This window comes from Thiocystis violascens DSM 198 (assembly GCF_000227745.2).
Classification (GTDB): domain Bacteria; phylum Pseudomonadota; class Gammaproteobacteria; order Chromatiales; family Chromatiaceae; genus Chromatium; species Chromatium violascens.
This window is the reverse complement of the sequence record NC_018012.1, coordinates 1176693-1202524: the sequence shown is the minus strand read 5'-3', so window position 1 is coordinate 1202524 and position 25832 is coordinate 1176693. Positions and strand designations below refer to the sequence as shown.

The window sequence follows — 25832 nt, the reverse complement described above, 5'->3', positions numbered from 1 at the left end:
AAATCACCTTAGTCTCGGCGTTCTCCCGTCCTTCAAGGCGAGTTCTCTCAGGATTCCCCCGCATGTCTTGCCAAGATGTCATGCACCGCTGCCGCCTCGAACGCCACATCCCAACACCAGTTCCCAAAACCGCCCTTGGCATTGACCGTGCGCACCCAGGCATCCAGCGCCGCCCGCTTCGCCTTGTTCTGTTCGCTGTCCTGACCCTTGATCTCCAGGATCAGCATCAGGCCATTGCGCAGGCGGATCAGATAATCGGGCACGAAGCGGCGGCGGCTGCCGTTCCAGAGATAGAACACCTGGAACCCGAGATGATCGTTCTTGGCGTAGGCGCTGACCACGTCGCTCGTTTCCAGGACATTGGCCGTGTAATGCTCCCAGGTGCTATCGGAAATGGCGTGACTGATCTGCGATTTAGTGGTCGGCGTCACGGGCTTGGTGGTGTACCAGGTCCGCATCTCGCGGGTCGAGCCGATTGGGGCCTCCTCGTCGAAGACCGGCTCCAGCCGTTCGGCGTTCTGCTCGCGCACATGCCGCAGCAGATGCTGGACGATGACATCGATGTTCAGCGCGAACAGGATGCGCTTGCGCAGCGGCTCCCGATGAAACAGCGAAGGAATCTCCAAGCGGTCGGAGTCGAAAAACTGCTCGACCAGTCGAATCAACTGCAAGGTCAGATAATCGCTGGTCCCGTGGAACGATCCCGCCATCTCGGCGAACGCCTTGCGCGCCGCCAGGAAGGTCAGTCGCTGTAACCGGAATCCCTCGGGCAGTTGTTCCAGATCGATGACATGGACCTTGCTCAGGTCGGTCGCCCCGCCCAGCGCGGGCGCGATGTCGGCGCTGATGATGGTCTCGGCGGGATTCAGCGTCAGCGGCTCGACCGCCGTCCAGTCGATCGCCAACTCCGGCCGGACCACCGTTTCCACCCGCAGCAGATTCGGCCAGCGGATCTCCAGGTCATTGCGTTCGGGTAGCGATTCGACCTGAACGCTGCTCTTCGGGGGCGGCGGCGGTTCTCCGCCGTCCCCGACATCCTGGAAAATCGAGAGCGGCACGCCGAAGACGTTCACGTACTCGGGCATGAACAGCCGCCGGGTCACGCCATCCTCGCCCGTGACATCCTCCATGTCATGGGCCACGCGCCGCAGTCCGCGCCCGATGACCTGCTCGCAGAGCAATTGGCTGGTGAAGGCGCGCAATCCCATGATGTGGGTGACATTCCTGGCGTCCCATCCTTCCGACAGCATGGCCACCGAAATGACGTTCTGGAGATCCTGGCCGGCGCGTCCGCGCTTGCCGACGCTATCGACGAGCTCGCGCAACAGGTCTTCCTTTTTCAGTGTCCGCAGTTGCTCCTGGCGCGTCTCGGGGATCGCCGCCGCCATGACGATGCCGGTCAGGGTTTCCTCGTAATCCTTGTCCGCCACCGCGTTCTCGCCGATCTCGGCCTTCTCCAGCACCCTGGAATCCACCCGCAGCAGGCGCTTGGGATCGTGCAGCTCCGGCCAATGGGCATCGCCCTGGCGGAAATAACGCTCGATCCGCGCGGCGGTCTCGGTGCGATTGCAGACGGTCAGCATCACCGGCGGCGAGACATGCCCCGCGTCGCGCCAGTTCTGGCGCGCCGCCCGCCAGTCGGCCCCCAGCAGGGTATAGGCATCCTGCACCAGCTTGGGCAACGGCTGGTGCGGCTCAGCCTTGGGATTGAAATCCTCCGAGACCGACGGATCGCGGTAAATGTGATAGAGCTTGGAGCGATAGGTCTTGGCGTCGGGCAGTGCATCGTCGCGGATCACCACGCGCGGCGTCTTCACCAACCCCGCCTCGATGGCGTCATTGAGCCCGAAATCGGAGACGATCCAGCCGAACAGTCCGGCCTCGGTGCTCGCCTTGCCGGTCGGCGCGAACGGGGTCGCCGAGAGATCGAAACAGCGCAGGATACGGCGGGTCTTGTGGAGGCGGTCCAGGCCCTCGATCCAGCGGGTCGCCTCGTCCAGATCGATCCCCTGCTCGGCCGCCTGCTTCTTGCTGATCTTGGCCTCGGCGGGCACCCGATAGGCGTGGTGCGCCTCGTCGTTGATGATCAGAATATCCTTATAGTTCGACAGCTTGCCCAGCACCCGCCGCGTGAATGCCTCGTCGCTCTCCAGCCCCTTTCGCACCACCGAGCGTTGCGCACCCTTGAGCGGCATCAGGCTATGCCAGTTCTCGACCAGGATCTCCGCCTGGTTGAGTCGCTGGCGCAGCGCCTCCGAAGGGCAGATTTGAAAGGCGTCGTAATCGTTGTCCGGCTCGCTGGGATACAGCACCCGCAGCCGGTTCTTGACCGTCAGACCCGGCGCGACCAGAAAGATCGCCCGCGCGAAATCCTGGTTGCGTTTGGGATAGGTCAGCGCATTGAGCACTTGCCAGGCGATGATCATGGCCATGACCGTGGTCTTGCCCGAGCCGGTCGCCATCTTGCAGCACAGCCGCTGCCAGGGTCCGCCATCGCCGGGGATGTGGATGCCTTGGCGATAGGACGGCGCGGCTTCGATCAGCCAGATCAGGGTCTCGATCGCCTCCAACTGGCAGTAATAGAAAGGGTGCTGGCGGGCCGAATGGTCGTGCCAATGTTCCAGCAGGCGACGGGTGACGCTGGTCACCCCCGGATAGCCTTCGGCGCGCCAGTCATCCACCCGCCCGCGAATCGCGTTGACCAGATCCAGTCGCTCGACGCGACGGGTGTTGTTGCGCACGTCATAGAGTTCGTAGCCCGCCGAACGGCGCGCCGGGACGAGCTTCAACGTCCGGTCGGCGGACTGCTCCCAATGCCGGGTCGGCGGATCGAAGGGGGAATTGAGGATGAGCGATTTGGGGCTGATCATTTGAATGGATGATGGGTATCGACGAACTCAACGATCATTCGTTTCATCCCGGTTGAACTGAAAGTTCTTCGGGATCCGCTGATAGTGCGAAAAGAAGTCTTCCAGTCAGATACGCCGTGTTCATGATCCGTTCCTCATCCTGATTGGATGTGAAGTTTCGTCGTTTCGGATAAGGTGTTTTCTAAAAAAACTCATACCCAGTGCATCTGTCGTGGCGACACATTGAATCCGTTCGTGGTGAGTCCTGAGCCCGTCGAAGGGTCGAACCATGAACGGCTTCAATGTCAGCCTCGGAGCGCGATTTTCCGTTCATCCTTCGACAAGCTCAGGACGAACGGAAAATCGGGAAATCGTCTGTGGACAGTTTCTAAGGCCAACATGGGTCAATCCAACGGCACAACCTTCAACGACTCGATCCCGCGATCATCCACGATCTTAACCGCGATCTTGCGGTTCTCGCCCGCCGCGAACGGCAGCGAGACGGTGCCGTGATACTGCTCCAGCAGGGCGTCGTTCAGCTCCGCGCGGATGTTCTTCTTGAGTTTGTACCAGCCATCTTTGGCCCCGGCCATCGGAAAGAAGACCTGACGCGGATAGAGCGAGCGCTCGTCATAGTCGGTATCCAGCAGCCAGAGGGCGATCCGAGACGTGCCGCCCGACACCAGTTCGCCCTTTTTGGTATCGAAATAGTCGAAGCCGTGAATCTCGACCTCGAAGCGGCCATCCGGGCGCTGGCGAACCTCCACATCGGGCTGGCCCATGAGCCAGAAACTCTGATTGCTGGCGCGGCCTTTTTTCAGATCCTCGGTCAGCAGATCGGCGTTCATCTTCGCCTTGAGCGCCGTGATGCCCTGGATGGCGTCGATGTCCTTGGCCGCTTCCGGGTCGAACTCGAAGGCGCAGAAGACGATCATGGTCGGCAGCGGGAACAGCGAGCCGGCCTCGCGCAGGGCCAACTCCACCTGACGCTGTTCCAGCGCGGCATGCGCGGGTCCGAAGCTCACGACGGCGCGTTCGCCGGTCTCGGCCAGGGTGCCGCTGACGTGCAGATGCCGGGTCCCCGGCAGGGTCTCCAACTCGGCGAAAGCCAGCACCTGACCGCCCTTGCCACGCACCCCGGTCTTGAGCAATTCGTCGCGCCATTCATGCTGACGGGCGGACTCGCCGGAGCGGGCCACGGCGGCGTCCGCCACCTCGGGCGGGCGCGCCTCGTCCAGCGAAAGCACGGTGGGAAAAGGCACCGCCTCCACCGAGAAGGGGCCGGTGATCCGCAGCTTGCGCTTGTCCGGCGCGGGCTGATCGTAGAGCGTTTCCTGATCGGCATGGGCGGCGATGGACGCATCCATTCGACGCTGCATGGCCTGACGCACGGCATGGAAGGCGTCGAAAGGGGCGCGGGCCGACTCGGGCCAATCCGTGGGGAAGTCGAAGGGAACCTCCCATGCCTTCAACTCATCGCGGACAAGATCCAGGGTCCGCCGCGATTCGTTCAGCGCCGCCAGCGCCGCGTCGATGGCCGGGTGCATGGCCTCGAAAATGTCGTCGATCTCGGGATTGTTCGCGATCGACTTGAGGGTGACATGCGGGACGGTCTTGTAGATGAAGCCAGCCTTCAACCCCTCGTGGGCATAGCGCAGGCTGTAATAGTCGAAGCTCGCGGTCAGCAGGCGTTGCTTGGCCAGGGTCAGCGCCACGCGGGAGGTATCGCAGGTGATCCAGCGCCGGCCCCATTTCTCGGCGACGAAGGCCGAGGTGCCGGAGCCGCAGGTGGGATCCAGGATCAGGTCGCCGGGGTCGGTGGTCATCAGGAGGCAGCGTTCGAGTATTCTCAACCCAGTCTGGACCACGAAGACTTTGGAATCGAAAAATCCACGGGCTGCGGTATCTACCCAGGAATTGTCGAACTCCTTGTACGGATAGTCTTTTAGGAGCCGTTTAAAGCGAAGCGTTGAACCCTGCACTAGCAGCCTGTTCGTCCGCGCTAGTCGAGTCAATCCGGTAATGGATGTGGACCAAAATCTCTTGCCTGAACCGAACGATTCTCCATGGAAGGAAAAGGCTGGCGAAGCGTACTCGTGCGAAGAAGTCAGATCGCTCGGGATAAACAACTCGATGTCGTCGGGCAGCAGTGAAAGGTCGGCGCTTTCGGCACTGGTCAAACGTCTCTTGGATCCACTTGAAGATTCGACCCAAGAGAACTCTCCAGATCCCGTTCCCCCTCTCTCCTTAACCGAAAATAATCGCCTGTATTTTGCTTTGCTTTGGTCCTTTGCATACCAGATCAGGTAGTTGGACGTTACCGGTAAAAATGCGGCTGTACGGCCGCCGCTAGTCGCAAAGGAGATAATTGAAATGAAGTTCTTCGCTCCAAAAACCTCATCCATGATCTCCCGTATATGATGCAGATTCTCATCCGAAATCTGCACGAAGACGCTCCCCGACTCCGCCAGCAGTTCCCGCGCCAGCAGCAGCCGATCCCGCAGATAGGTCAGGTAGGAATGGATGCCCAACTCCCAGGTATCCCGGAACGCCTTGATCATCTCGGGTTCCTGGGTCAGATCCTGATCCTGACGGTCTTTCACGTCGCGCCGGTTGGTGAATGGCTGGAAGTTGGAGCCGTATTTGATGCCATAGGGCGGGTCGATGTAGATCATCTGCACCTGCCCGGCCATGCCCTCCTTCTGGAGCAGCGAGTTCATGACCAGCAGCGAATCGCCGGCGATGAGCCGGTTCGACCAGCCCTTGTCGTGGCGGTAGAAATCGATGGCGTCGCGTAGCGGCAGGTTCTCGAAAGGGGCGGCGAACAGGTCCGGCTGGCGCCAGGCATCCATCCGCTTCCGTTGTCCGCTCCCGGACGACTTGCCCAATGCGTCATCCCGACATTCGGTCAATTCTTTCCGCAGCGCGGAAAGAATGCTCATGGGATCGATGCGCTCATGGACATGCAGCGAAACGGTCTCGACCGCGAAACTGGTCCGCTCGGCCTTGCCGGTCCAGTGGAGATAGGGGGCGGACGCGCGCCGCAATTCCTCCAGCGCCGCGCGCATGGCGTCCTGATCGTCGCTCGCCAGGGCCTCGTCGATCAGCGCCTCGACCTTCGCGCGCCCAAGATCGAACTGCAACACCGGATCGAGGTGAGGGTCATAGGCCCAGCGCGTCGGCCCCGCCGCCGGGTCGTTGGCCGAACTGACCACCCCGACCTCGGGATTGTTCTTGCGGGTATCCGTATGGCGATAGCTGATGACCTCGGGGGCATCGGTGCCGGTCGACGGCGGGCGCGGCGATGCCTTCCGGGCGGTTTTCGGCGGTTGGGCCGGAGTCGGCGGTGCCGTTGGACTGAGATCGAAACCCTGGTCCTGGGGCGGCGCTCGCCGCACCGTGCCGCCACGCCCGCGCCCTTTGAGCAACAGACCCTGGTCGAGCAACGCCTGCTTTGCCTGCTCGAAGGCCGCTTCGTCAAACGCGCTGTTCAGTTCGGCGGCCGCTTGCTCGAAGGCTTGCCTGAGCGCCGGATTGCCGATGGCCGTGCCGTCTTCCGGGACCAGTTCCAAGAGTCGTTCGACGATCCCGACCTCGGCGTTTGCGTGTTCTTGCGCCATCGCTCGCTCCTTCTCCCTTACAGCCAATTCCCGATTTCCCCAGCAATTCTCAGTTTGAGCCTGACCGTTTCGCCTTCTCTGCCCGGAAAGCAGGGCCAAGGCCGCCTGAAGCCGTTCGTGGTGAGCTTGTCGAACCATGAACGGCTTCACGCTCAGAGGCTTAGGGTTTCCCGTTCATCCTTCGACAAGCTCAGGACGAACGGGAAACCCTTCACTGCTCGCCTGATTCGTCTGGGTTTTTCGCTTCATCAGGTCATACTGAGAATGGCTGCGATTTTCCCCGATAGGGTGACTTTCGTAAAGAATTTTGCCGATTTTCCGTTCGTCCCGCCCCCTTCAACTTGCGGTTGCGCGACATCGCCGTAGGGGCGAATTCATTCGCCCCTGAATCCCTGAATCCTTGAATCCCTGCATCCGCGCAACCCACGCGGCGAATGAATTCGCCCCTACAGACGTTGAGGTTTCCGAGTCCCGCCGATCAGTGCCCAATCCTCGCGGAGGCGGGTTGGAGAAAGTTCGATGGAATCCGCATAGGCGGCGCGGACGCTGTCCACCTGCTCGGCGAGGACGCCCGAGAGCACCAGATCGCCCTGGGGCCGCAGCAGCTCGATCAGGCGCGGGGCCAGCGCGATCAGGGGGGCGGCGAGGATATTGGCCAGCACGCAATCGACGTTGAGATCGGGGAGATCCTCCGGTGGATGAATGTCGAGCCGGTCGGCGACGCCGTTGGCGAGCGCGTTGGCGCGGGTGGCCTCCAGTGCCTGCGGATCGTGGTCCACGGCAATAGCGCGCGCGGCGCCGAGCTTCAGCGCGGCGATGGCGAGGATGCCTGAGCCGCAGCCAAAATCGAGGACGGTCTTGCCGGCGAGCGACGCGCCGTCGAGCCACTCCAGACAGAGTGCCGTGGTTGCGTGATGTCCGGTGCCGAAGGCCAGTCCCGGATCGAGCGACACGACGACGGCGTTCGGATCGTCCGGCAGTTGGCCGTGCGGACAGATCCAGAGCCGGCGACCGAAACGGGTTGGTTTGAAGGTGTCCATCCAGACCCGTTCCCAGACCCGGTCCTCGATGCGCTCGATGCGGGGGACGTTGCCTAACTGGACGGTCAGGTTGCGGGCGAGCCGTTCGACCAGGGATTGCGTCTCCGGGTCGCTCTCGAACAGTGCGGTGAGCGTGATCTCGGACCACAGCGGGGTTTCGCCTGGGCCGGGTTCGAGTTGGGGCTCGTCGCCGGCGTCGCCGAGGGTGATGGAGAGCGCGCCGGCCATTTCCAGGTTGAGCGAAAAGGTCTCCGACTGTTCGCGCGGGAGGTTGAAGGAGAGTTGCAGCCAGGGCATGGGGGTGGCATCGAATCCTTAAAGCTGATGATCGTAGAAGCTCATACCCACTTTCGTGGTGATATTGCATCCGTTCGTGGTGAGCTTGTCGAACCATGAACGGATGCAATGTCGGCCTCGGAGCGCGATTTTCCGGTCATCCTTCGACAAGCTCAGGACGAACGGAAAATCGGTAAAGTCTTTCCCTTAAATCACCTTAGAGGGTGTAGACAAAAATAATTGAGCTGCTATTTGTATACCAGTCTACAACTGAGCTGGTGTGCGCTGATGTCGAAAGCTGGTCGTCCCCCCAAGATTCACGAGGCGGAGCAAGCGGTATTGCGTCAAATTGTCACGGATCGCCCGACCTCCACGCTGTCAGAGATTGCCCGGGAACTCGCGGCACGGACGGGAATCGAGGCTCATGAAGCAACGATTCGCAAGTCCTTGCGGGAGGCGGGCGTCACGCGCCTCCGGGGCGAGAGTGGTCTCGAGGCGCAAGCGCGCGCAACGCCGCGTCGGTATGGGTATACGGATGCGCATCGTCGCCACGACCCCGACCAAAGCTACCCAAGTTGTCTGACCGATGCGGAGTGGGACTTGGTCGCCGCTCTCTTTGAGATGCCGGGCGGGCGGGGTCAACCGCCCCGCGTGTCGCGCCGGAGCATCCTGGAGGCGTGTTGCTACGTGGTGCGCACGGGGTGCGCGTGGCGGATGCTGCCGCACGATTTCGCGCCTTGGCAGAATGTCTACAAGACGTTTCGCCGTTGGAGTGCGGCTGGGAAGTTTGAGCAGATGCATGATCGACTGCGGGGGCAATGGCGCGAACGCGAGGGGCGTGAGATCGCGCCGACGGCGGCGGTGCTGGATGCGCAATCGACCCGCGGCTCGCCGCAGGGTGGACCGAGCGGCTTTGATGCGGGCAAGCAGGTCAAGGGGCGCAAGCGCAGCCTGGTGGTCGATACCTTGGGGTTCGTGTTGGCGGTGAGCGTGGTCGCGGCCAATCTTCAGGACCGCGATGCCGCCTCGGGCGCCGTCGCTGACGCGGCCGCCAAGTACCCCCAGATCAACACGCTGTTTGTCGATAGCGCCTACGCCGGTCAATTTGCCCAAACCACCGAGCAGACCCACGCGATCCGCGTGGAAGTCGTGCGCCATCCAGCCAACAAAAGCGTTGGCTCCTGGCACGTGGACGGGGCGCCTGACCGAGTGGTGATCGCCAACGCCGACGGCTTCGTTCCGCTGCCGAAGCGCTGGGTTGTCGAGCGCACCCATGCGTGGAATGAGCGTGCCCGTCGATTGATCATGCATCATGACCGTCTGCCAGCGGTCTCCGAAACCTGGGTTTGGCTGGCGGAGGCGCGCATCCTGCTGCGGCGGTTGACCACAACGGTTTGATTTTGTCTACACCCTCTTACATCCCGAGCTTTTTCTCAAGGTAGTGGATGTTGGCGCCGCCGGCGAGGAAGGCGCCGTCGCGCAGGATGGCGCGCTGGAGCTTGATGTTGGTGTTGATGCCGTCGATGACGGTCTCGCGCAGGGCGTTGCACATGCGCGCGATGGCCGATTCGCGATCCTCGCCATGAGTGATCAGTTTGCCGATCATGGAGTCGTAATACCGCGGGACCGTGTAGCCGGTGTAGAGATGGGTCTCCAGCCGCACGCCAGGACCGCCAGGCGCGTGGAATTCGGTAATCTTGCCGGGGCTCGGCATGAAGGTCTCCGAGTCCTCGGCGTTGATCCGGCACTCGATGGCGTGTCCGCGCATGACGATGTCCTTCTGGGCATAACGCAGCGGCTCGCCGGCGGCGATCAGGATCTGTTCCTTGACGATATCCACGCCGGTGACCATCTCGGTGACGGGGTGCTCGACCTGGACCCGGGTGTTCATCTCGATGAAATAAAACTGGCCGTTCTCGTAGAGGAACTCGAAGGTGCCGGCGCCGCGATAGCCGATGGTGCGGCAGGCGGCGGCGCAACGTTCGCCGATCTCGCGCCGCTGCGCCTCGGTGATGCCAGGCGCGGGGGCTTCCTCGACGACTTTTTGATGACGACGCTGCATGGAACAGTCGCGCTCGCCCAGATGGATGGCGTTACCCATCTGGTCGGCGAGGATCTGGAACTCGACATGACGCGGGTTCTCCAGATATTTTTCGATGTAGACCATGTCGTTGTTGAAGGTCGCGGCGGCCTCCGCCTTGGTCAGCGAAATGGCGTTCAGCAGGGTGGCCTCGGAGTGCACCACCCGCATGCCGCGCCCGCCGCCGCCGCCGGACGCCTTGATGATGATCGGATAGCCGATCTCGCGGGCGATCTCCAGGGTGCGCTTTTTGTTGTTGTCGTCGATCGGTCCGTCGGAACCCGGCACGCAGGGCACGCCGGCGGTCTTCATGGCCGCGATGGCCGAGACCTTATCGCCCATCAGACGGATGGTTTCGGGGCGCGGGCCGATGAAGATGAAACCCGAACGCTCGACCCGCTCGGCGAAATCGGCGTTCTCGGACAGGAAGCCATAGCCGGGATGAATGGCGACGGTATCCGTGACCTCGGCCGCGCTGATGATCGCCGGCACGTTGAGATAACTCTGGAGCGAGGCGGCCGGGCCGATGCAGACGGACTCGTCGGCCAGCAGAACGTGTTTCAGATCGCGGTCGGCCTCGGAGTGGACAGCAACCGTCTTGATGCCGAGTTCGCGGCAGGCGCGCAGGATGCGGAGCGCGATCTCGCCGCGATTCGCGATCAGTACCTTTTCGATCATTGCCATGATGGGGATGTCTTCAGTAGGGGGCGGCAGGTTGGGCCACGGAAGCGCCGGACCGGCCGCGCGCTGACGGGTGATTCAAACCCTGTCCAGACCATTGGCGACGCCTGCCGGTTCAGTCGCGGCCGAGCCGTTCGGAACAGGAGGCGCGCCATGCTGGACAGGGTTTCATCGTCATTCGATCACGAATAGCGGTTGGTTGTATTCGACCGGCTGACCGTTGTCGACCAGGATGCGCCGCACCGTTCCGGCCTGCTCGCATTCGATCTGGTTGAGGATTTTCATCGCCTCGATGATGCACAGCGTCTCGCCGGCCTGGACCGTCTGGCCCTCCTCCACAAAGGACTTGGCGCCGGGCGAGGGCGCCCGATAGAAGGTGCCGACCATGGGCGAGCGGACGATCTCGCCATCGAGTCCGGCCAAGGGGTCGTCGTCGGTCGCGACGGTCAGCGCCACGGGCGCCACCGGGGCGCTGAACTGCCCTGGCATCGGTTGGGGCATGTAATAGGGCATCGGTGCCGTGCCATGACGGCTGATGCGCACCGATTCCTCGCCCTCGTGGATCTCGATTTCGGCCACGTCGGATTGCTCCAGCAGCTCGATCAATTTCTTTACCTTGCGGATATCCATGGTCATGGTTTCTCGTTCGTGGGTTGCTGCGCCAGGCGCGTGAGCGCGGCGCGTAACGCCAGTGCGTATCCCTCGGCCCCGAGTCCGCTGATCACGCCCACCGCGATGTCCGAGAAATAGGAGTGGGCGCGGAATGGCTCGCGGGCGTGCACGTTCGACAGGTGCACCTCGATAAAAGGGATCGCGACGGCAAGCAGGGCATCGCGAAGCGCGACGCTGGTATGGGTGAAGGCGGCCGGATTGAAGAGGATGAATCGCACGTCGTCTTGCGGTGCGCGATGAATGGCCTCGATCAGGATGTGTTCCGCGTTGCTCTGAATGAAGTCGAGGCGATAGCCCTCGGCCTGGGCCGCGGTTTCCAGCGCGCGCTGGATATCGACCAGGGTCGTCCGGCCATAGTGTCCGGGCTCGCGGGTGCCGAGCAGATTGAGGTTCGGTCCATTCAGGACCAGAATCGCGGCCATCGCGCGTGCTGCCTTTCAGAGGGTTTCGGTTTAGGGGGTAGCGGCCAGTTCGATGCGAACGGCGACAAATCGCCGCGAATTGTGCGGATTTTACGGAATTTTGTCCAGTCGGTTCGTCGTCCCTCAGTCGTTCTCATTTTGGCGCCATCCGCCATCGTAGGAGCCCGCTTGCGGGCGACATGACCTGCCAATAGCCTTTGAGTCTGCCACCCGGCAAACCCGCAGGCCCGCAAGTCGCCCGCAAGCGGGCTCCTACGTGAAGATGGAATGGCTGGTCGCGACGTTGCGCGCCACCTTCAGGCGTTTGAGCCATCCAGCGCGCTGGCGTCCAGGAAGGGCAGGCGCTCCCGCATCGCGCGCGCCTTGCCGTGGGCGCCCCACTGCGTATAGAGCGCGTGCGCCTGCGTCAGATGGAGGCGGCCAGTGTCTTCCATTCCGCGTCGCCGAAAGCAGTCTCCGGCCCGTTCGACGATCAGCGCCCGGTGCCAGGGGCGCCGAACTTCGGATACCTTGCGCATGGCCTGCTCGAATGCCTGGAGCGCCGCCTGGGGTTGGTCGAGCGCATCCAGCCGTTCCGCGTCCACCAGGGCGTGGAGATGGTCGAAGTTCATGGGCGCGTCCGCGGCGCGTGCCTTGAGCCAGCGCTGATTGAGGTCGATGCGTTCCAGCAGGGCGGGATGTTCGGTTTCGGCAGTGCTTCGGACCTGTTGGATGAGCGCCAGCGAGTGCAGCAGGTTGACGAGGGCTGTCGCGTAATGACAGTGGATCGGCATGCACAGTCCAACGACCGACTCGGCATGATGGACAAGCGCCTGTTCATCGCGAAAGAGGCAGGCCGCCAGCGCGCGGTAGAGGTGGAAGTAACTCAGGGCCATTGGATTGCTCCGTGCCGCCACCTGATGCGCCTGCTCGTCGAAATCCGCATCCTCGAAGCGACCGTGCCCCGCAGTCTTGCCCTCCAGTGCGCGGATCAGTTGTCGATAAGGTAGGTAGGACTGTTCTGTATGCAAGTGTCCGAGCTTGGAAGCAAACATCAACGCCGCCGCGTTCTCCGCCTGGATCTCTGCGAGATGAGCGCCAGTGTCCAGCAGGGCCGCCTGCGAAGCGTAGAAGGTGTAAGAGGCGACTCCTAGGTCGCCCGCGCGCAAGAGTTCTCCAAAAGCACGCCGTGCATGAGCGACATCCTCTTCAATGGGATGCAGCCAATGGCCAATATAATTGGCGTAGATGAAACAGGCGCGGGCGGTTTCGCGGCTGTTTTCCAGTGTCGTCCCCACCGCCAGCGCGACCTGTACGAGACGTTGAGCGGTCGCGAAGTCGCTGCGTAGCCCAATGACCGTGACGCCAATGCAGGCCAGCGGAAAGAGGGTGGCGGCGCAATAGCCGTTTTCGATCCACAGCCGCCCCGCCCTCAGAACCAGCCAGGGTGCGAGCATCGGATGAGCGGAGTTGGCCGCCGGTATCATGGCGTTAATGACTTTGGCGCTGCCCGCCAGGCGTTCGTCGATTTGATCGTGACGCTTTGGCAGTTGTTCAAGCGCGCCCGCCGTGACATGACGATAAAAAGCCTCTAGTTGACGTTCGATGGCGCTGTCGGTTCGGAGAGACGCAATCATTCCTTTGTGCGCGAGGAAGATATCTGGAAATGAACTGCGTAGTTCCTGAAGGCTCTGATCGAGATCGGCCAGCGGAACCGCGATGCCAAGCCGAGCCAAAAGCGCTAGCCCCAACTCGATGGCTTCCCAGTAGAGGACGCGGTTGGACAGATGCGTCATCTGCACGCAGGCCGGATCCACCAGTTGCAGGGGCGAAGACGCATGATCCGCAAGAATCCGATAGGTCTCGTCAGCCTCGGCGTGGCGGGCCAGGCTGTACAGCACCAGATGCAGTTCGGCATGCAGGGCAAAGGTCGCGTCGGGATCGCTTTGCCAGGCATCCGGGGACAACAGGTCGATCCCCAGGCGCAGAAAGCGTTCGGCGGCGGCAAAGGAACCGGATTGACGGACCTGCTGGGCCGCGCTCAGAAACAACGCGCGGACGCGGCTTCGCTCGGCGGTCTCGACGATCAGATCCGCCGCGACCGCGTAGTGTTCGGCGGCGCTGAAGCGATGCGCCGGAGCGTCCCCGGCCTGGGCGAAACGTCGGGCCATGGCCAGATGGAGTCGATCACGCCAGGCGTCGTCGCGGAGTTGGTGGACCGCCTGCTGCATCCGGTCGTGGCAGAAGCGCAGCGAAACGTTCGCGTCGGGCGCGATGAGAATGCCGCGTTCGAGCGCGGGTCGGAGTTGCCCGGCGAGCGCGTCGGGCGCGGTGCCAGTGGCCAGCGCCAGCCGGTCCAGGGTGCAGGCATTGCCCAGGCAGGCGACGGCGACGAGCGTCTCGGCGGTTGCGTCCTCTAATTCAGTCAGTCCCGCGGCGAGGAAGTCCGCCACGTTGGCGCTGGCCGGACGGCTGGCGATGGACGCCGTATCCCAGTGCCAGGCGCCCGGCTCCGGGGCGGGGCGCAGCGCCCCATCCCGAGAGAGCGCCTGGATGAATTCGAGCGTGAAAAATGGGTTGCCGCCGGTCTTGGCATGAAGCGCGGCCGCCAGTGGGCGCACGGCGTCCGGTTGCATGTCCAAGAGATCGGCGAGCAGGAGTGCCAGATCGTCCGGCGTCAGGTCGGTCAGGGTCAGCACCGGCGGCGGTTCGCCAGCGGCAGTCGGCTGGCGGAGCAGACGGGACAGCGGATGGTCGGTATCCACCGCGTTGTCGCGATAGGCGCCGAGCAGCAGAAAGCCGTTGATGGCGCTGTCCTGCAGCAAGGCACCGATGAGATCCAGCGAGGGCTGATCGGCCCATTGCAGGTCGTCGAGAAACAGCACCAGTGGATGGGTCGGCGTGGCAATCTGGCGGACCAGGGTGACCAGCAGTGCGCGCAGACGGATCTGCGTCTCCAGCGAGCCAAGTTTCGGCGCGGGGGGTTGAGGGCCAATCAGCGCGGCCAGTTCTGGCAGTATCTCGAAAAGCGCGCCAGCATCCGGGCCGAGCCCCTCCAGGAGGCGATCACGCCACCGGGCGCGTTCCGCCTCGGGTTCCGCCAGCAGCCATTGACACAACTGACGCAGCGCCTGGGCCGGGGCCAGAAACGGCCAATAGCGCTGGAACTGCTCGAACTTGCCGCGGATGAACAGGCTCTGCCTTCGGGACAGATGGCGCTGGAGATCGTTGACCAGCGCGGTCTTGCCTACGCCCGAGTAGCCGGCCACGAAGAGCGCCCGCAGACCCTCATCCGTGAGCCGTTCAAGCGCCCTCGACAGACTGGCTAATTCCCGATCGCGCCCGTACAGATGAGGCAGCGCTTGCAATCGCTCCAGGATTCTTGGCTCGTGGTGCATGGGGAGAATCTCCGTTGCGATGAATGGCGCCCAGGACAGGGCGCTTGAGGCGAGCGGATCAAAGGTTTGCATCCGCGATTTCCGTGGATCGCTCAGTCCACGCGCGTTGATTGACGCCCGCCATGTTCGACCAATGCGGCAAGCCGTGCCTCCAGTTCGTTCGCTGTTACCTCTCCGATCCGACTGAATACTCTTCGCCCACGCCGGTCGAAGATGACGGTAAAGGGTAGTCCCTCGACTCGGTTCCCGAGTCGTTTCGCAAGGGCAACGGCATCGGCGTCGGCGATCAATAGCGGATAGTTGATCGGATCGTCCGCGACGAAGCGCTTGACATCCTCGACACGGTCCACGGCGATCCCGACGAACTGCACGCCCGATTCATGGAGATCGTTTTGCAGGCGGATAAACAGCGGCAGTTCGCGCACGCAGGGCGGACACCAACTGGCCCAGTAGTTGAGCACAAGAACCTTGCCGGCCCAGGCGTTACTGGCGACCAAATGGCCGTTGAGGTCGGGCAGGCGGAAGTCCGGCAGGGTCTGGATGTCCGTTTCAGGCCGCTTGCCAAGCCCCTCGATCAGCGGACTTTCGAGCACCCAGCGCTGCCCGAAGATGGCCGCCCCGATGCTGATCCCGCCGGCGAGGAAGGTCACCATGATCACCTTGATTGGCTTCATGGCACGGCCCGGCGCAGGTGCGCCGCGAAGGCGTCGGCGGGCGTGAAGCCAACCAGCCGGTAGCCCTTGCGTTCCTCGCCCGCCGGATCGAAGAACAGCATGGCCGGCGGTCCGGGGATGCCGAAGCGGCCCTGCATCAATGCTTGATCTTCCGTGTCATTCGCGGTGACGTCGGACTGGAGCAGCACGAAGCGGCCCAGCTCCGCGATCACCGCCGGATCGCTGAAGGTGTAGCGTTCCATTTCCTTGCAGGAGACGCACCAGTCGGCATAGAAATCGAGCATGACGGGTTTGCCGGCGGCCCTGGCCGCCGTCAGCGCCCGGTCGAGATCCGCGCTGGTCTTGACGCGCTGGAAGGTCGCATGGGCGACCCCGCCGCCGGGCGGAGTCAGGCCCCGCAGCGGCTGGAGCGTGTCCTTGCCCCCGGCAGCGGCGCCCAGCAGCATCAGTGCGCCGTAGACGAGCAGAAAGACGCCGAACCCTTTCCAGAGCTTGCTCCAGCCGCTGCCGCCGGGCGGCAGATGGGTCAGCGCGCCCAGGTAGACCGCCGAGCAGATCAGGAGCAGGCCCCAGAGCAGCATGGACACCGCTGGCGGCAGGATGCGTTCGAGCAGCAGGATCGCGACCCCGAGCAGGGCGACGCCGAACACGGCCTTGACGGCCTCCATCCAGGCCCCGGCGCGGGGCAGCAGCTTGCCCGCCGAGGCGCCGATGGCGATGAGCGGCGCGCCCATGCCCAGACTGAGCGCGAAGAGGGCGATCCCGCCGAGGACGGCGTCGCCGGTCTGGCTGATATAGATGAGCGCGCCGAACAGCGGAGGCGCGACGCAGGGTCCGACGATCAGGGCCGACAGCAGACCCATGATGGCGACGCCGAGCAGGGTGCCGCCCTGTTGACGGTTGCTGATGGTGGCGAGCCGGGATTGCAGGCTCGACGGCAGTTGCAGGTCATAAAAACCGAACATGGAGAGCGCCAGGAGCACGAAGATCAGCGCGAAGGCGATCAGAATCCAGGGATTCTGAAAAACCGCCTGGAGGTTGGCGCCGAACAGCCCGGCCAGCACGCCGACGACGGTATAGGTGAGCGCCATCGCCAGGACATAGACCAGCGAGAGCGTGAACGCCTTGCGGGTGGTCATGGGCGTGCCGGGCGAGGTCGCGGCGTGGCCGGCGATGATGCCGGACAGGATCGGGATCATCGGGAAAACGCAGGGCGTGAAGGCCAGCAACAGACCGAACCCGAAGAAGACCGCGACGATGGCCCAGAGACTGCCGCCCGCGAGGACCGAGGCGATCCGATCCTGTTCGGACACCGGCTCGGCGGCCGGGTCGGAAATTGGCTCGGAGATCGGCTGAATGGAGCGGGCGACGTTCGCCTGGAGTTCGGTCGGGCGCGCGACGGTCGCCGAGGCTTCCGGCAGGTTGAGCGTGATCCGCTGGGTTTGCGGCGGGTAGCAGATGCCGATGTCGGCGCAGCCCTGGTATTTGGCGACCAGCGTGACCGCGGTCGGGGCGGCGGAGCCGCGTAGCAGTGGGATGGCGAGATCGATCCGGTCGTGATAGACCTCGATATCGCCGAGACTGCCATCCGGCAGGATCGAGTCCTTTTTGATGTCGCCCGCCGGTCGCTCGAAGTCGCCGATGGCGGTTTCGCCACCGTCTTCCAGCGTGACCTCGACCAGATGCCGATAGAGATAGGTGCCGGGCGCGATGTTCCAGGTCAACTGGATCTGATCGGGCGCAGTCACCTCGGCGAGGAAGCGAAAGGCGTCCTCGGCGGCGAGGATCTCGTCATCCGCGCCGACGCTCAGCGATGGCCCAAGGTCGGCCGGAAGCGGTGACGCCCTGGCGGAGAGGCTCGATGACGCGGCGGCTGGCGCGGCAGTGCGCTCGGGCAGATCCAGCAGCAGCGTCTGACGGTGCGGCGGATAACAGAGTCCCGCGTCCGCGCAGCCCTGGGAGGCGACTTCCAGGGTTAGGATGTCTTCCGAGCCAGGATCGCGGACGATCGGCAGACGGATCTCGGCCCGGTCGCGGTAGATGGACACCTCGCCGAAGAACGCGTCCTGCTTGAGTTCCGGGTCGGGCAGTGCCGGGTTGCCGACGGCGATGCCGAGCGTCTTGGACTGGAAACGGAACTTGTTGGCATAAAGATAGTAGCCGTCGGCGATCTCCCAGCGCACATGCACCGCCTCCGGGCCATCCGCCTGACCGGAGACGCGGAAGGCCTGGTCAGGCAGCAAAAAGTCGTCCTGCGCCAGTGTGGGGAATCCGGTGCCGGTCGCCAGCAGGACGAAGAGGACGTACAGACGCCGAACGAGCGGGATGAGGCGCCGCGTCGTGACGCCGCGCGGGGACGCCGGGTGTTCGGTCTCGGGGGTCAGTCTGGCTCGTTGGCGCATGTGGTTACCCAGCTCAAGTAGTCGTCTAATCCTTCGGTGATCGGAACGGCGATCATCTCCGGTACCTCATAGGGATGCAACTGACGCAGCCGCGCGATGACGGGATCGACGCGCTCCCGGACGGTTTTGATCAGCAGCAGAACCTCCGATTCGCGTTGCAGTTCGCCCTCCCAGCGGTAGACGGACGTGACGCCGGGGAGCAGGTTGACGCAGGCGGCGAGCCGCTCTTCGACCAGTCGCTCGGCGAGCGCGAGCGCCGTCTCCCGATCGGGACAGGCGCAGAATAACAGGCGGTGACGCGCATTCATCGGTCGGTTTTCTCCCTGCATGGTTCCGGTTTGGCATAGTCTGTATTCTTGCGTCCATCGGCGCCAATTCGCGCGCCGCGACGCCGGTTGCGGTTTATCTTTCTGGAGAACGTCATGGTGCTCTTTTTTCTCGTCATTCTGATCGGCCTGCCGCTGATCGAGATCTATTTTCTGATCCAGGTCGGCTCCGAAATTGGCGCGCTGCCCACCATCGGGCTCTCGATTCTAACCGCGGTCATCGGCACCCTGCTGGTGCGTCATCAGGGTTTCAGCGTGCTTCTGCGCGTGCGCGAGATGCTGGACCGGGGCGAGGCGCCCGCGCTCGCGATGCTGGACGGGGCGCTCTTGCTGATGGCCGGTTTCTTCCTGCTGCTGCCGGGGTTTCTCACCGACAGTATCGGGTTTTTGCTCTTGATCCCGCCGCTGCGGGGCTGGGTCATCGGCCGTTCGATCGATTTGGTTCCGGTGTCCCGCCAGCCGCCTGGCGGCCGGGGCGAGCATCCGCGCATCATCGAGGGGGATTATCGACGCGATGATTAGCGCCGCGCGATCCGCTATCATGCCTGTCACCTGAGACTGCCGTTTGAGACCCTCGAACCGTGAAGCGCTCGCATCGACCATCCGTGTCCTGTTTCGTCGCAAGGCCATGGCGTGCGCGGCCGTTTGCGCTCGCGGTTTCGCGCTGGCTGTTGCCGGGCCTGCTCCTGCTCCTGCTGCTGGCTGGCTGTGGCACCTTGCAACCGTCCGCTACGGAGAACGCCGTGGCGGGCGACGTTCGCGACGGCGCGACGAGGCGATTCCCCATGCCTCTGCCGGAGGCGCCCAGGGTCTTGTCCGGCGGTGATCGGTCCGCTTCAGGAGCCGATGTGTCGGGCGAGGCCGGCGTGGTCTCCAACCTCTATAGTCCGGATCCGCTACGGCTGCGTAAACAAGTGGCCGACGCCTGCGGCGACCCGCGCGCGGTCGGCGACCGGCATTTTTTGCGATCCCTGGTCGCTGACCTGTATTTCTCGGGGGTCGATCCGGCCACCGGAACCGAGGCGTTGCTGCTCGGCAATTGCGGGACGCTCACCGACATCCTGACCGAAATGGTGACGCGGGGAGGGCCGGACAGCCTCGATCCGATCGTCGCGCGCGCCCGTTCCATTCATGGCTCCGGCGCCGCGCGCAAAATCCAATCCGCGGCAAAGGCGGGGCTTGCCCGTCATGCCAGCATGACGGAGTCCGACCCACGGCCCGAGGAGATCCTGGCCTACGGCATGCTCTATTTTCCGTCCACCGGCGACTTCTCACGACTCGATAGCGCGATGGCGCTGAATCGGCTCTACGAGGACGCCATCCCCGGTTATGGGATCTATACCTTCGTCCTCCTCGGACGCGGGTTCGCCAACGCCTCCGAGAGCGATGCCGCGCGGTATCGGGAACTCTTTCGGGTGATCGAGACCTATGTCACCACCTCGGATGAAAACAATTCTGGTCCAACCCCCGAAACGCCCGCCTTTCTGGTGCCGATCAGCGCCGAGAATTTAGGACGTCCCCTGATCGAGCAGGTCGCCGTCGATCTGTCGAATCATATGCGCCGCCATCTTGGGCAATCCCTGCGCCAGGAAGGGCATGCGCCGTTGGCGGCAACGCTGGACACGGGTGCCGGACCCTTTCTGATTTCGACCCTGGAGCCGCGCTTTACGCCAACCGGCCAGGACGCGCCCAGGCTGGTGGCGGACCTGTCCATGATCGGGGCCGAATACATCTATGGCATCGTCGATGCCTATGATCGTCCCATTCCGCCCGAAGCGAGCGGGCGGGTCGAGAGTCTGCTCCTGATCCGCGACCGCTTGCTCGGACTTCCGATGAAGCCGGCCGTTATGTCGGAGTTCAAGACGAAAATCCAAAACGCCTGGGTCTTCATGATCGGACGTTTCGCCGAAGCGCACACGGGAGATCTCCGTGCGCCATCCCTGACTTAAGCATCCTGGCCAGTCCGGCCCGGCAATCGAGCGCCAGAAGGAGGCGATCCGAGTCATCCATGAACATCATCCCCGACAGTCTCGGCAGTTTCATCCGGTTTCTGATCGGCATCCTGCTCCTGCAGGGTGTCACCCTGCTCCTGGTCTATACCGCGCTCAAGACCGATTGGTCGGTGACCTGGCCGCTGTTTGCCCTGCTCGGCGGGGCGATCGGGGTGCTGGTGGCATTCTGGTTCAACACCATCGTCTACGCGGACCGGCATCGCGCGGTCTCGCGTCTCAGCGAGCGTTTTTCCAAGGAGCGCGAAAAGATCCGCGTCAAGGCCGAGCAGCAGCGGGCCAAGGACGGGCGTTCCAATGAGCGCCTCGCGGCCAAGGCGCGCAACCGCGCCTCGGCGGGCATGAGTCTGAAGACCGGGGTGGTGGTCGGGGGGACGGTCGGTCTGGGCGTGGCCATGATGGTCGCTCAATTCATGACCCTGGGCCTGATCACGCTCACCGCCGCCGGCGGGGCCGCGCTGGGCTACACGGTGCGGGTGCGTCAGGAGAAGATGATCAATGCCAAGCGGCTGGCCGCCGAGGAGCGTGCCTACAGTGCGATCGAGGTCGAACCGGCAACGCGCATTCTGCCGCGTCGCCGACCGAAGAATCACGACGATCTCCAGGACCAATGAGGACGATACCATGGGCGAGATGACGAGCTACCCACCCGGAGCCTTCTGCTGGGTCGACCTGGCGACCAACGCGCCGGAGTCGGCCAAGGCGTTTTACGGCGCCATTTTTGGCTGGACCGCGCGGGATGTCCCGACCGACTATGAGATTCCGTATACGCATCTGTTCAGCGGCGGCAAGCTCGCCTGCGCGCTCTACGAAATGGCGCCGGAGCAGGGCGCCTTTCCCTATTGGGCCGTCTATGTGGCCGTGACCGACGCGCAGGCCAGCGCCGAGCGGGCGGAACAGCTTGGCGGCCGGGTGGTCATGCCGGTCGTGGACGTGATGGAGACGGGTCGTCTGTGCTTCGTCCAGGATCCGACCAAGGCCGTGATCGGCCTGTGGGAGCCGCGCAAGCACCTCGGCGCCGAGATCGATAACACCGTGGGCGCGCGCAGTTGGTGCGAACTCCAGACCCGCGACACCGCGGCGGCCGCGGCCTTTTACCAGGGGCTCTTTGGCTGGACCGCCCGGCCTAGCGGCCAGTTGGCCGACGTCAACTATTTCATTTTCGAACTCGCCGGCCAGGAGGTTGGCGGGATGCTGGAACTGGACAAACGCTGGGGGCCGATGCCGCCGAACTGGTCAACCTATTTCGGGGTTGCCGATTGCGACTGGGTTGTCGCCGAGACGAAAAAGCTTGGCGGCAGTCTCGTCATGGAGCCGATGGAGGTCGAGGGCGTGGGGCGGTTTGCCTTTCTGGGCGATCCGCAGGGCGCGATTTTTGCGGTGATTCAGTTTGCTGGTGCAACGTAATCAATCTCGCATTCGAGGGATACCGATGATGAAAACCTGGTTTCTGAAAGGCGCCCCGGTCGATGGCAATACCCTGCTCGTCCCCATGCGCACCTTCCCGGTGACCGTCGGACGCAGTACCCAATGCACCCTGAGCATCGATTCCACCGGAGTCTCGCGCGTTCATGCCAGCCTGGATCTGAATGAAAAGGGCGAATTATTCGTCACCGATCTTGGCAGTACCAACGGCACTTATCTCAATCGCCAGCGCATTATGGCCCCCACGCCTGCCGCGGAAGGCGATATCCTCCATTTTGGGACGGCCGAGTTTCGCGTCGATCGTCAGGTCGACAGCGCGCTTCTTTCCAAAGGGACCGTGACCGACCAAACCTGTCTGTTCGCGGTCGACAGCAGCCTGCCCGAGAATTTCCTGCTGTTGGAGCCGCAATTCATGGAGATGCTGTTAAGCGGCCAGTTGCGGGTCGCCTGGCAGCCGATCGTCGATTTTCAGACGCTCGATGTTCTCGCCTATGAAGTGTTGGGACGCGGCGCGCATTTGGCCTTGCCGCAGTCTCCCTATCACCTCTTCCTGCTTGCCGAAAAATTGCGCAAGGAGGTCGAGCTTTCCCATGCCTTTCGGGTTCGCGGCGCTCAAGCCGCCTCGCAACGGGGCGGGACCGTGCGGCTGTTCATGAACAGCCATCCGCGCGAGATGTTCATGGACTCGTTTTTGCCCTCCATCGACCGGATTCGCGCGATTGCGCCACGGATGGAGCTGGTGATGGAAATCCATGAAACCGCCGTGAATGAAGGCAATGCCATGAAGACGGTGGCGGATCATCTGCGCGCGCGCGGGGTGCTGATGGCCTACGACGATTTTGGCGCCGGACAGGCCCGGCTGCGCGAGATGGCGGAGATTCCCGCCGATATCGTGAAATTCGACATGGGGCTGATTCGCGACATTCATCTTGCCCCGCCCAAGAAACAGCAGATGCTGGCGCAATTGGTCAAGATCGTTTCCGACCTGGGATCGCAGACTCTGGCTGAAGGTGTCGAGACCCAGGAAGAGGCCGAGGTCTGCCGTCAGATGGGTTTCCAGCTTTGTCAGGGGTATCTGACGGGACGCCCCGAAATCGTTCTATAGAGTCTGACACGCCGTCTATGGCGGTCCGGATTTTTCTCGTCCTCGACCAGCGCCTTTTCCTCCAGCTCGGCGAGCGCCTGGCCGCGCAATACAGTCCAGGTCACCGATTTTTCATGCCGATACGACGCTGCGGTTACACGCGATCAGGGTTGGCGGACACTGCGGCCTGGGCCGGTTCGGAGGCCGGGTCGGGAACCGGCCTGGGCAGCGGTCCGTCGGTCCGCGGCGCGGGCTCGGCCGGCGATTGGACACGAACCCCGCAGGCCAGGACGCATTCCTCGTGCTGGGTCTTGCAAATGCGCAGATCCGCGCCCAGACAGGTGACGGGTTGCTGGCAGGGGCGGCCTCTGGTGGCGACACAGGCGAGATGATCGGCGCTGATTTGCTGAAAGTCCTGCTGGCATTGCGTTTCGCGCAAGCGTTGACGCTGTTCGCACTGATTTTTCGCGAGGTTGCAGCGGTCGACGCAGGCTGGATCCCGATTTTCCGTGGGCTGGCTCGCCTCTTGTTTGACAAAAGGCGTCTGACAACCGGATAAGGCGATGAATAAGACCGTCGCGAGCAAAAGCGCGAAGGGCCGTGCGGTAGCGGTGAGCGAGAGTGACATCGTTGTTTTCTCCATCGGGAATTGCGCGGGAACTCTATCACAGGTTCCTGCTTCGCTCGCGGTTTGGATGCCGCCAGACAGTCTGTCTAAACGCGAGGATCGACACTATAGTATGTTCTGGCGGGCGCCCCGCCCCGCCGCGCCGGGTTGCGGGCGGCCAGCCTCGCGATTCCGGGGGCAATCCCGCGCGAGCGCGCGCATTCGCTCGGAGCGTCCGCTCATGTTTCAAGCAGCACCCGGCTTCGCCGGGCGATACTGCACGGAAGAGGTTATCGCGTCTTCCGTGCGCATTATCCCCCCGAGAGGGAGGTTTCAAACCGGAGGATTGCGATGAGTAAAGGCGAAGATAAAAAGAAGGAAGTGAAGAAACAACCGACGAAAACCATGAAGGAGAAGAAGGCCGAGAAAAAGGCCAAGAAGGAAAGTCAGAAGTAGTTCCGAACGCGGACGCAGCCATCGCCACTCCCGCTACCGGAGGCGTCAATGCCTCCGGTAGCGTCGTTTTCGCCGGATCGCCGACGCGACCCCCGCCAAAGTTTTGAGAAGCAAGCCTTGGAAAGAATATAATCCAACGCCGATCTTGCGGCCTGACGCGGCATCGTCGGCATTTTTGCGGGCGCGGCATCCGTTTTTAACGATCGCCAACGGCGATCCGTGGACTGCGGTTCAGGGGCTTTACTGACGGGGAAGTGTTCCGAGAACCCTGGGCTCGGCCACCAGCCAGGGCGTCCATCAAGCCGGTAGGGGGATTGATTCATGCAGGCATGGGCGTATATTAAAAACCAAGTAATAAGCTCAAGAAAATGGAGCCAGTAGCGATGACCTCAGCCCCAGCCGTCGACGACATCGTCGGGTCCGAATACGAACACGGATTCACGACCGAGATTGCGTCCGAGACGTTCCCGCCCGGCCTCGACGAGGGCGTCGTGCGGGCCATCTCGGCGCGCAAGGGCGAACCGGAATTCATGACCGAGTGGCGCCTGAAGGCGTATCGGCACTGGCTGACCATGCCGGAACCCGCCTGGGCCGCCGTCCATTACCCGAAGATCGATTTTCAGTCGATTTCCTATTTTTCGGCGCCCAAACGGCCCGAGGATATGCCCAAGAGCCTGGACGAGATCGACCCGGTCCTGCTCGACACCTACAACAAACTCGGCATTCCCCTGGAGGAACAAAAGGCGCTGGCGGGGATCGCGGTCGACGCGGTGTTCGACAGCGTCTCGGTCGCGACCACCTTCCGCAAATCGCTGGCCGAGGCCGGCGTGATCTTCTGCTCGATCTCGGAAGCGGTGCACGACTATCCCGAGCTGATCCAGCAGCATCTGGGGTCGGTCGTGCCTCATACCGATAATTACTATGCGGCGCTGAATGCGGCTGTGTACAGCGACGGCACCTTTGTCTATGTCCCGAAGGGCGTGCGCTGCCCGATGGAACTCAGCACCTATTTCCGCATCAATGCCCGCAATACCGGCCAGTTCGAACGTACCCTGATCGTCGCCGAGGCGGGTAGTTACGTGAGTTATCTGGAAGGCTGCACCGCGCCCCAGCGCGACGAGAATCAGCTTCATGCCGCTGTCGTCGAACTGATCGCGATGGAAGACGCCGAGATCAAATACTCGACGGTCCAGAACTGGTATCCGGGCGATGCGCAGGGCAAGGGCGGAATCTATAACTTCGTCACCAAGCGCGGCGACTGCCGGGGCGCGCGCTCGAAGATCTCCTGGACCCAGGTCGAGACCGGTTCGGCGATCACCTGGAAATATCCCAGTTGCCTGCTACGCGGCGACGATTCGATCGGCGAGTTCTATTCGGTGGCCGTGACCAAGGGGCGCCAGCAGGCCGACACCGGCACCAAGATGATCCATATCGGAAAGAACACCAGCTCCACCATCGTTTCCAAGGGCATCTCGGCCGGGGAGGGCATGCAGACCTATCGCGGTCTGGTGCGCATCGGTCCGCGCGCGGAAGGAGCGCGCAACCACACCCAGTGCGATTCGCTGCTGATCGGCGACCGTTGCAGCGCCAATACCTTTCCCTACATCGAAGTCAAGCACCCCTCGGCGAACATGGAGCACGAGGCAACCACCTCGAAGATCGGCGACGACCAGCTTTTTTACTGCCGCTCGCGCGGTCTGACCGAGGAAGACGCCGTCTCGATGATCGTCAACGGCTTCTGCAAGGAGGTCTTCAACGAGTTGCCGATGGAATTTGCCGTGGAGGCGCAGAAGCTTCTGAGCATCAGTCTGGAAGGGGCGGTCGGTTGAAGT

18 protein-coding genes are annotated in these 25832 nt (G+C 63.1%); 7 read left to right on the top strand and 11 right to left on the bottom strand.

Annotated elements, in window-relative coordinates:
• Positions 1 to 47: 47 nt before the first annotated feature.
• From THIVI_RS05380 to prmA, 3 genes are all read right to left on the bottom strand, one after another.
• Positions 48 to 2870 (bottom strand): BPTD_3080 family restriction endonuclease, encoded by a 2823-nt coding sequence (locus THIVI_RS05380; RefSeq protein WP_014777620.1) that lies wholly within the window; start codon positions 2868 to 2870, stop codon positions 48 to 50.
• Positions 2871 to 3253: 383 nt separating this feature from the next.
• Positions 3254 to 6469 carry a site-specific DNA-methyltransferase gene (locus THIVI_RS05375; protein WP_014777619.1) on the bottom strand — a complete coding sequence of 1072 codons (3216 nt, stop codon included), beginning with the start codon at positions 6467 to 6469 and terminating at the stop codon, positions 3254 to 3256.
• A gap of 446 nt (positions 6470 to 6915) precedes the next feature.
• A complete protein-coding gene (gene prmA, locus THIVI_RS05370; RefSeq protein ID WP_014777618.1) occupies positions 6916 to 7806 on the bottom strand; it encodes a 50S ribosomal protein L11 methyltransferase in 891 nt (296 codons plus the stop codon).
• A gap of 267 nt (positions 7807 to 8073) precedes the next feature.
• Here prmA and THIVI_RS05365 point away from each other — a divergent pair, with 267 nt between their 5' ends.
• Positions 8074 to 9183, top strand: a complete 1110-nt coding sequence (locus THIVI_RS05365) for an IS5 family transposase (protein ID WP_041447215.1) — start codon at positions 8074 to 8076, stop codon at positions 9181 to 9183.
• A 16-nt stretch (positions 9184 to 9199) separates the two neighbouring features.
• Here the strand turns inward: THIVI_RS05365 and accC are convergent, their stop codons facing one another.
• The 7 genes from accC to cutA form a co-directional block, all read right to left on the bottom strand.
• Positions 9200 to 10543: an acetyl-CoA carboxylase biotin carboxylase subunit gene (gene accC / locus THIVI_RS05360; protein ID WP_014777617.1), complete on the bottom strand. Its 1344-nt coding sequence runs from the start codon at positions 10541 to 10543 to the stop codon at positions 9200 to 9202.
• A gap of 177 nt (positions 10544 to 10720) precedes the next feature.
• Positions 10721 to 11176, bottom strand: coding sequence for an acetyl-CoA carboxylase biotin carboxyl carrier protein (gene accB / locus THIVI_RS05355; RefSeq protein ID WP_041447324.1), 456 nt, complete (start codon positions 11174 to 11176; stop codon positions 10721 to 10723).
• Positions 11177 to 11178: 2 nt separating this feature from the next.
• Complete coding sequence (aroQ, locus tag THIVI_RS05350) at positions 11179 to 11640, bottom strand: type II 3-dehydroquinate dehydratase (protein ID WP_014777615.1); 462 nt, start codon at positions 11638 to 11640, stop codon at positions 11179 to 11181.
• Positions 11641 to 11936: 296 nt separating this feature from the next.
• The gene (locus tag THIVI_RS05345; protein WP_014777614.1) at positions 11937 to 15089 is read right to left on the bottom strand and encodes an ATP-binding protein; all 3153 of its coding nucleotides are present in this window, start codon (positions 15087 to 15089) and stop codon (positions 11937 to 11939) included.
• 20 nt (positions 15090 to 15109) lie between these two features.
• A complete protein-coding gene (locus tag THIVI_RS05340) occupies positions 15110 to 15691 on the bottom strand; it encodes a TlpA family protein disulfide reductase (RefSeq protein ID WP_014777613.1) in 582 nt (193 codons plus the stop codon).
• Entirely contained in the window at positions 15688 to 18093 is a 2406-nt protein-coding gene (gene dsbD / locus THIVI_RS05335) for a protein-disulfide reductase DsbD (protein ID WP_014777612.1), read from the bottom strand. The genes THIVI_RS05340 and dsbD overlap by 4 nt, the downstream gene beginning before the upstream one ends.
• Positions 18072 to 18401 carry a divalent-cation tolerance protein CutA gene (gene cutA, locus THIVI_RS05330; RefSeq protein ID WP_014777611.1) on the bottom strand — a complete coding sequence of 110 codons (330 nt, stop codon included), beginning with the start codon at positions 18399 to 18401 and terminating at the stop codon, positions 18072 to 18074. Before cutA ends, dsbD begins: the two co-directional genes overlap by 22 nt.
• Positions 18402 to 18515: 114 nt before the next feature.
• On the opposite strand from cutA, the gene THIVI_RS05325 reads away from it, so the two are divergent.
• The 5 genes from THIVI_RS05325 to THIVI_RS05305 all read left to right on the top strand — a co-directional run bounded on the left by THIVI_RS05325 (position 18516) and on the right by THIVI_RS05305 (position 22958).
• Positions 18516 to 18941: an FxsA family protein gene (locus THIVI_RS05325; protein ID WP_014777610.1), complete on the top strand. Its 426-nt coding sequence runs from the start codon at positions 18516 to 18518 to the stop codon at positions 18939 to 18941.
• Positions 18942 to 19204: 263 nt separating this feature from the next.
• Positions 19205 to 20368 (top strand): hypothetical protein, encoded by a 1164-nt coding sequence (locus tag THIVI_RS05320; protein WP_014777609.1) that lies wholly within the window; start codon positions 19205 to 19207, stop codon positions 20366 to 20368.
• 59 nt (positions 20369 to 20427) lie between these two features.
• Positions 20428 to 21042, top strand: coding sequence for a hypothetical protein (locus tag THIVI_RS05315; protein ID WP_014777608.1), 615 nt, complete (start codon positions 20428 to 20430; stop codon positions 21040 to 21042).
• Positions 21043 to 21052: 10 nt separating this feature from the next.
• The gene (locus THIVI_RS05310; RefSeq protein ID WP_014777607.1) at positions 21053 to 21835 is read left to right on the top strand and encodes a VOC family protein; all 783 of its coding nucleotides are present in this window, start codon (positions 21053 to 21055) and stop codon (positions 21833 to 21835) included.
• Positions 21836 to 21860: 25 nt separating this feature from the next.
• Positions 21861 to 22958, top strand: a complete 1098-nt coding sequence (locus tag THIVI_RS05305) for an EAL domain-containing protein (RefSeq protein ID WP_014777606.1) — start codon at positions 21861 to 21863, stop codon at positions 22956 to 22958.
• 133 nt (positions 22959 to 23091) lie between these two features.
• Here THIVI_RS05305 and THIVI_RS05300 read toward each other — a convergent pair whose 3' ends face one another.
• The gene (locus THIVI_RS05300) at positions 23092 to 23565 is read right to left on the bottom strand and encodes a hypothetical protein (protein ID WP_014777605.1); all 474 of its coding nucleotides are present in this window, start codon (positions 23563 to 23565) and stop codon (positions 23092 to 23094) included.
• An 818-nt stretch (positions 23566 to 24383) separates the two neighbouring features.
• Here THIVI_RS05300 and sufB point away from each other — a divergent pair.
• A complete protein-coding gene (gene sufB, locus THIVI_RS05295) occupies positions 24384 to 25829 on the top strand; it encodes a Fe-S cluster assembly protein SufB (RefSeq protein WP_014777603.1) in 1446 nt (481 codons plus the stop codon).
• Positions 25830 to 25832: the final 3 nt, after the last annotated feature.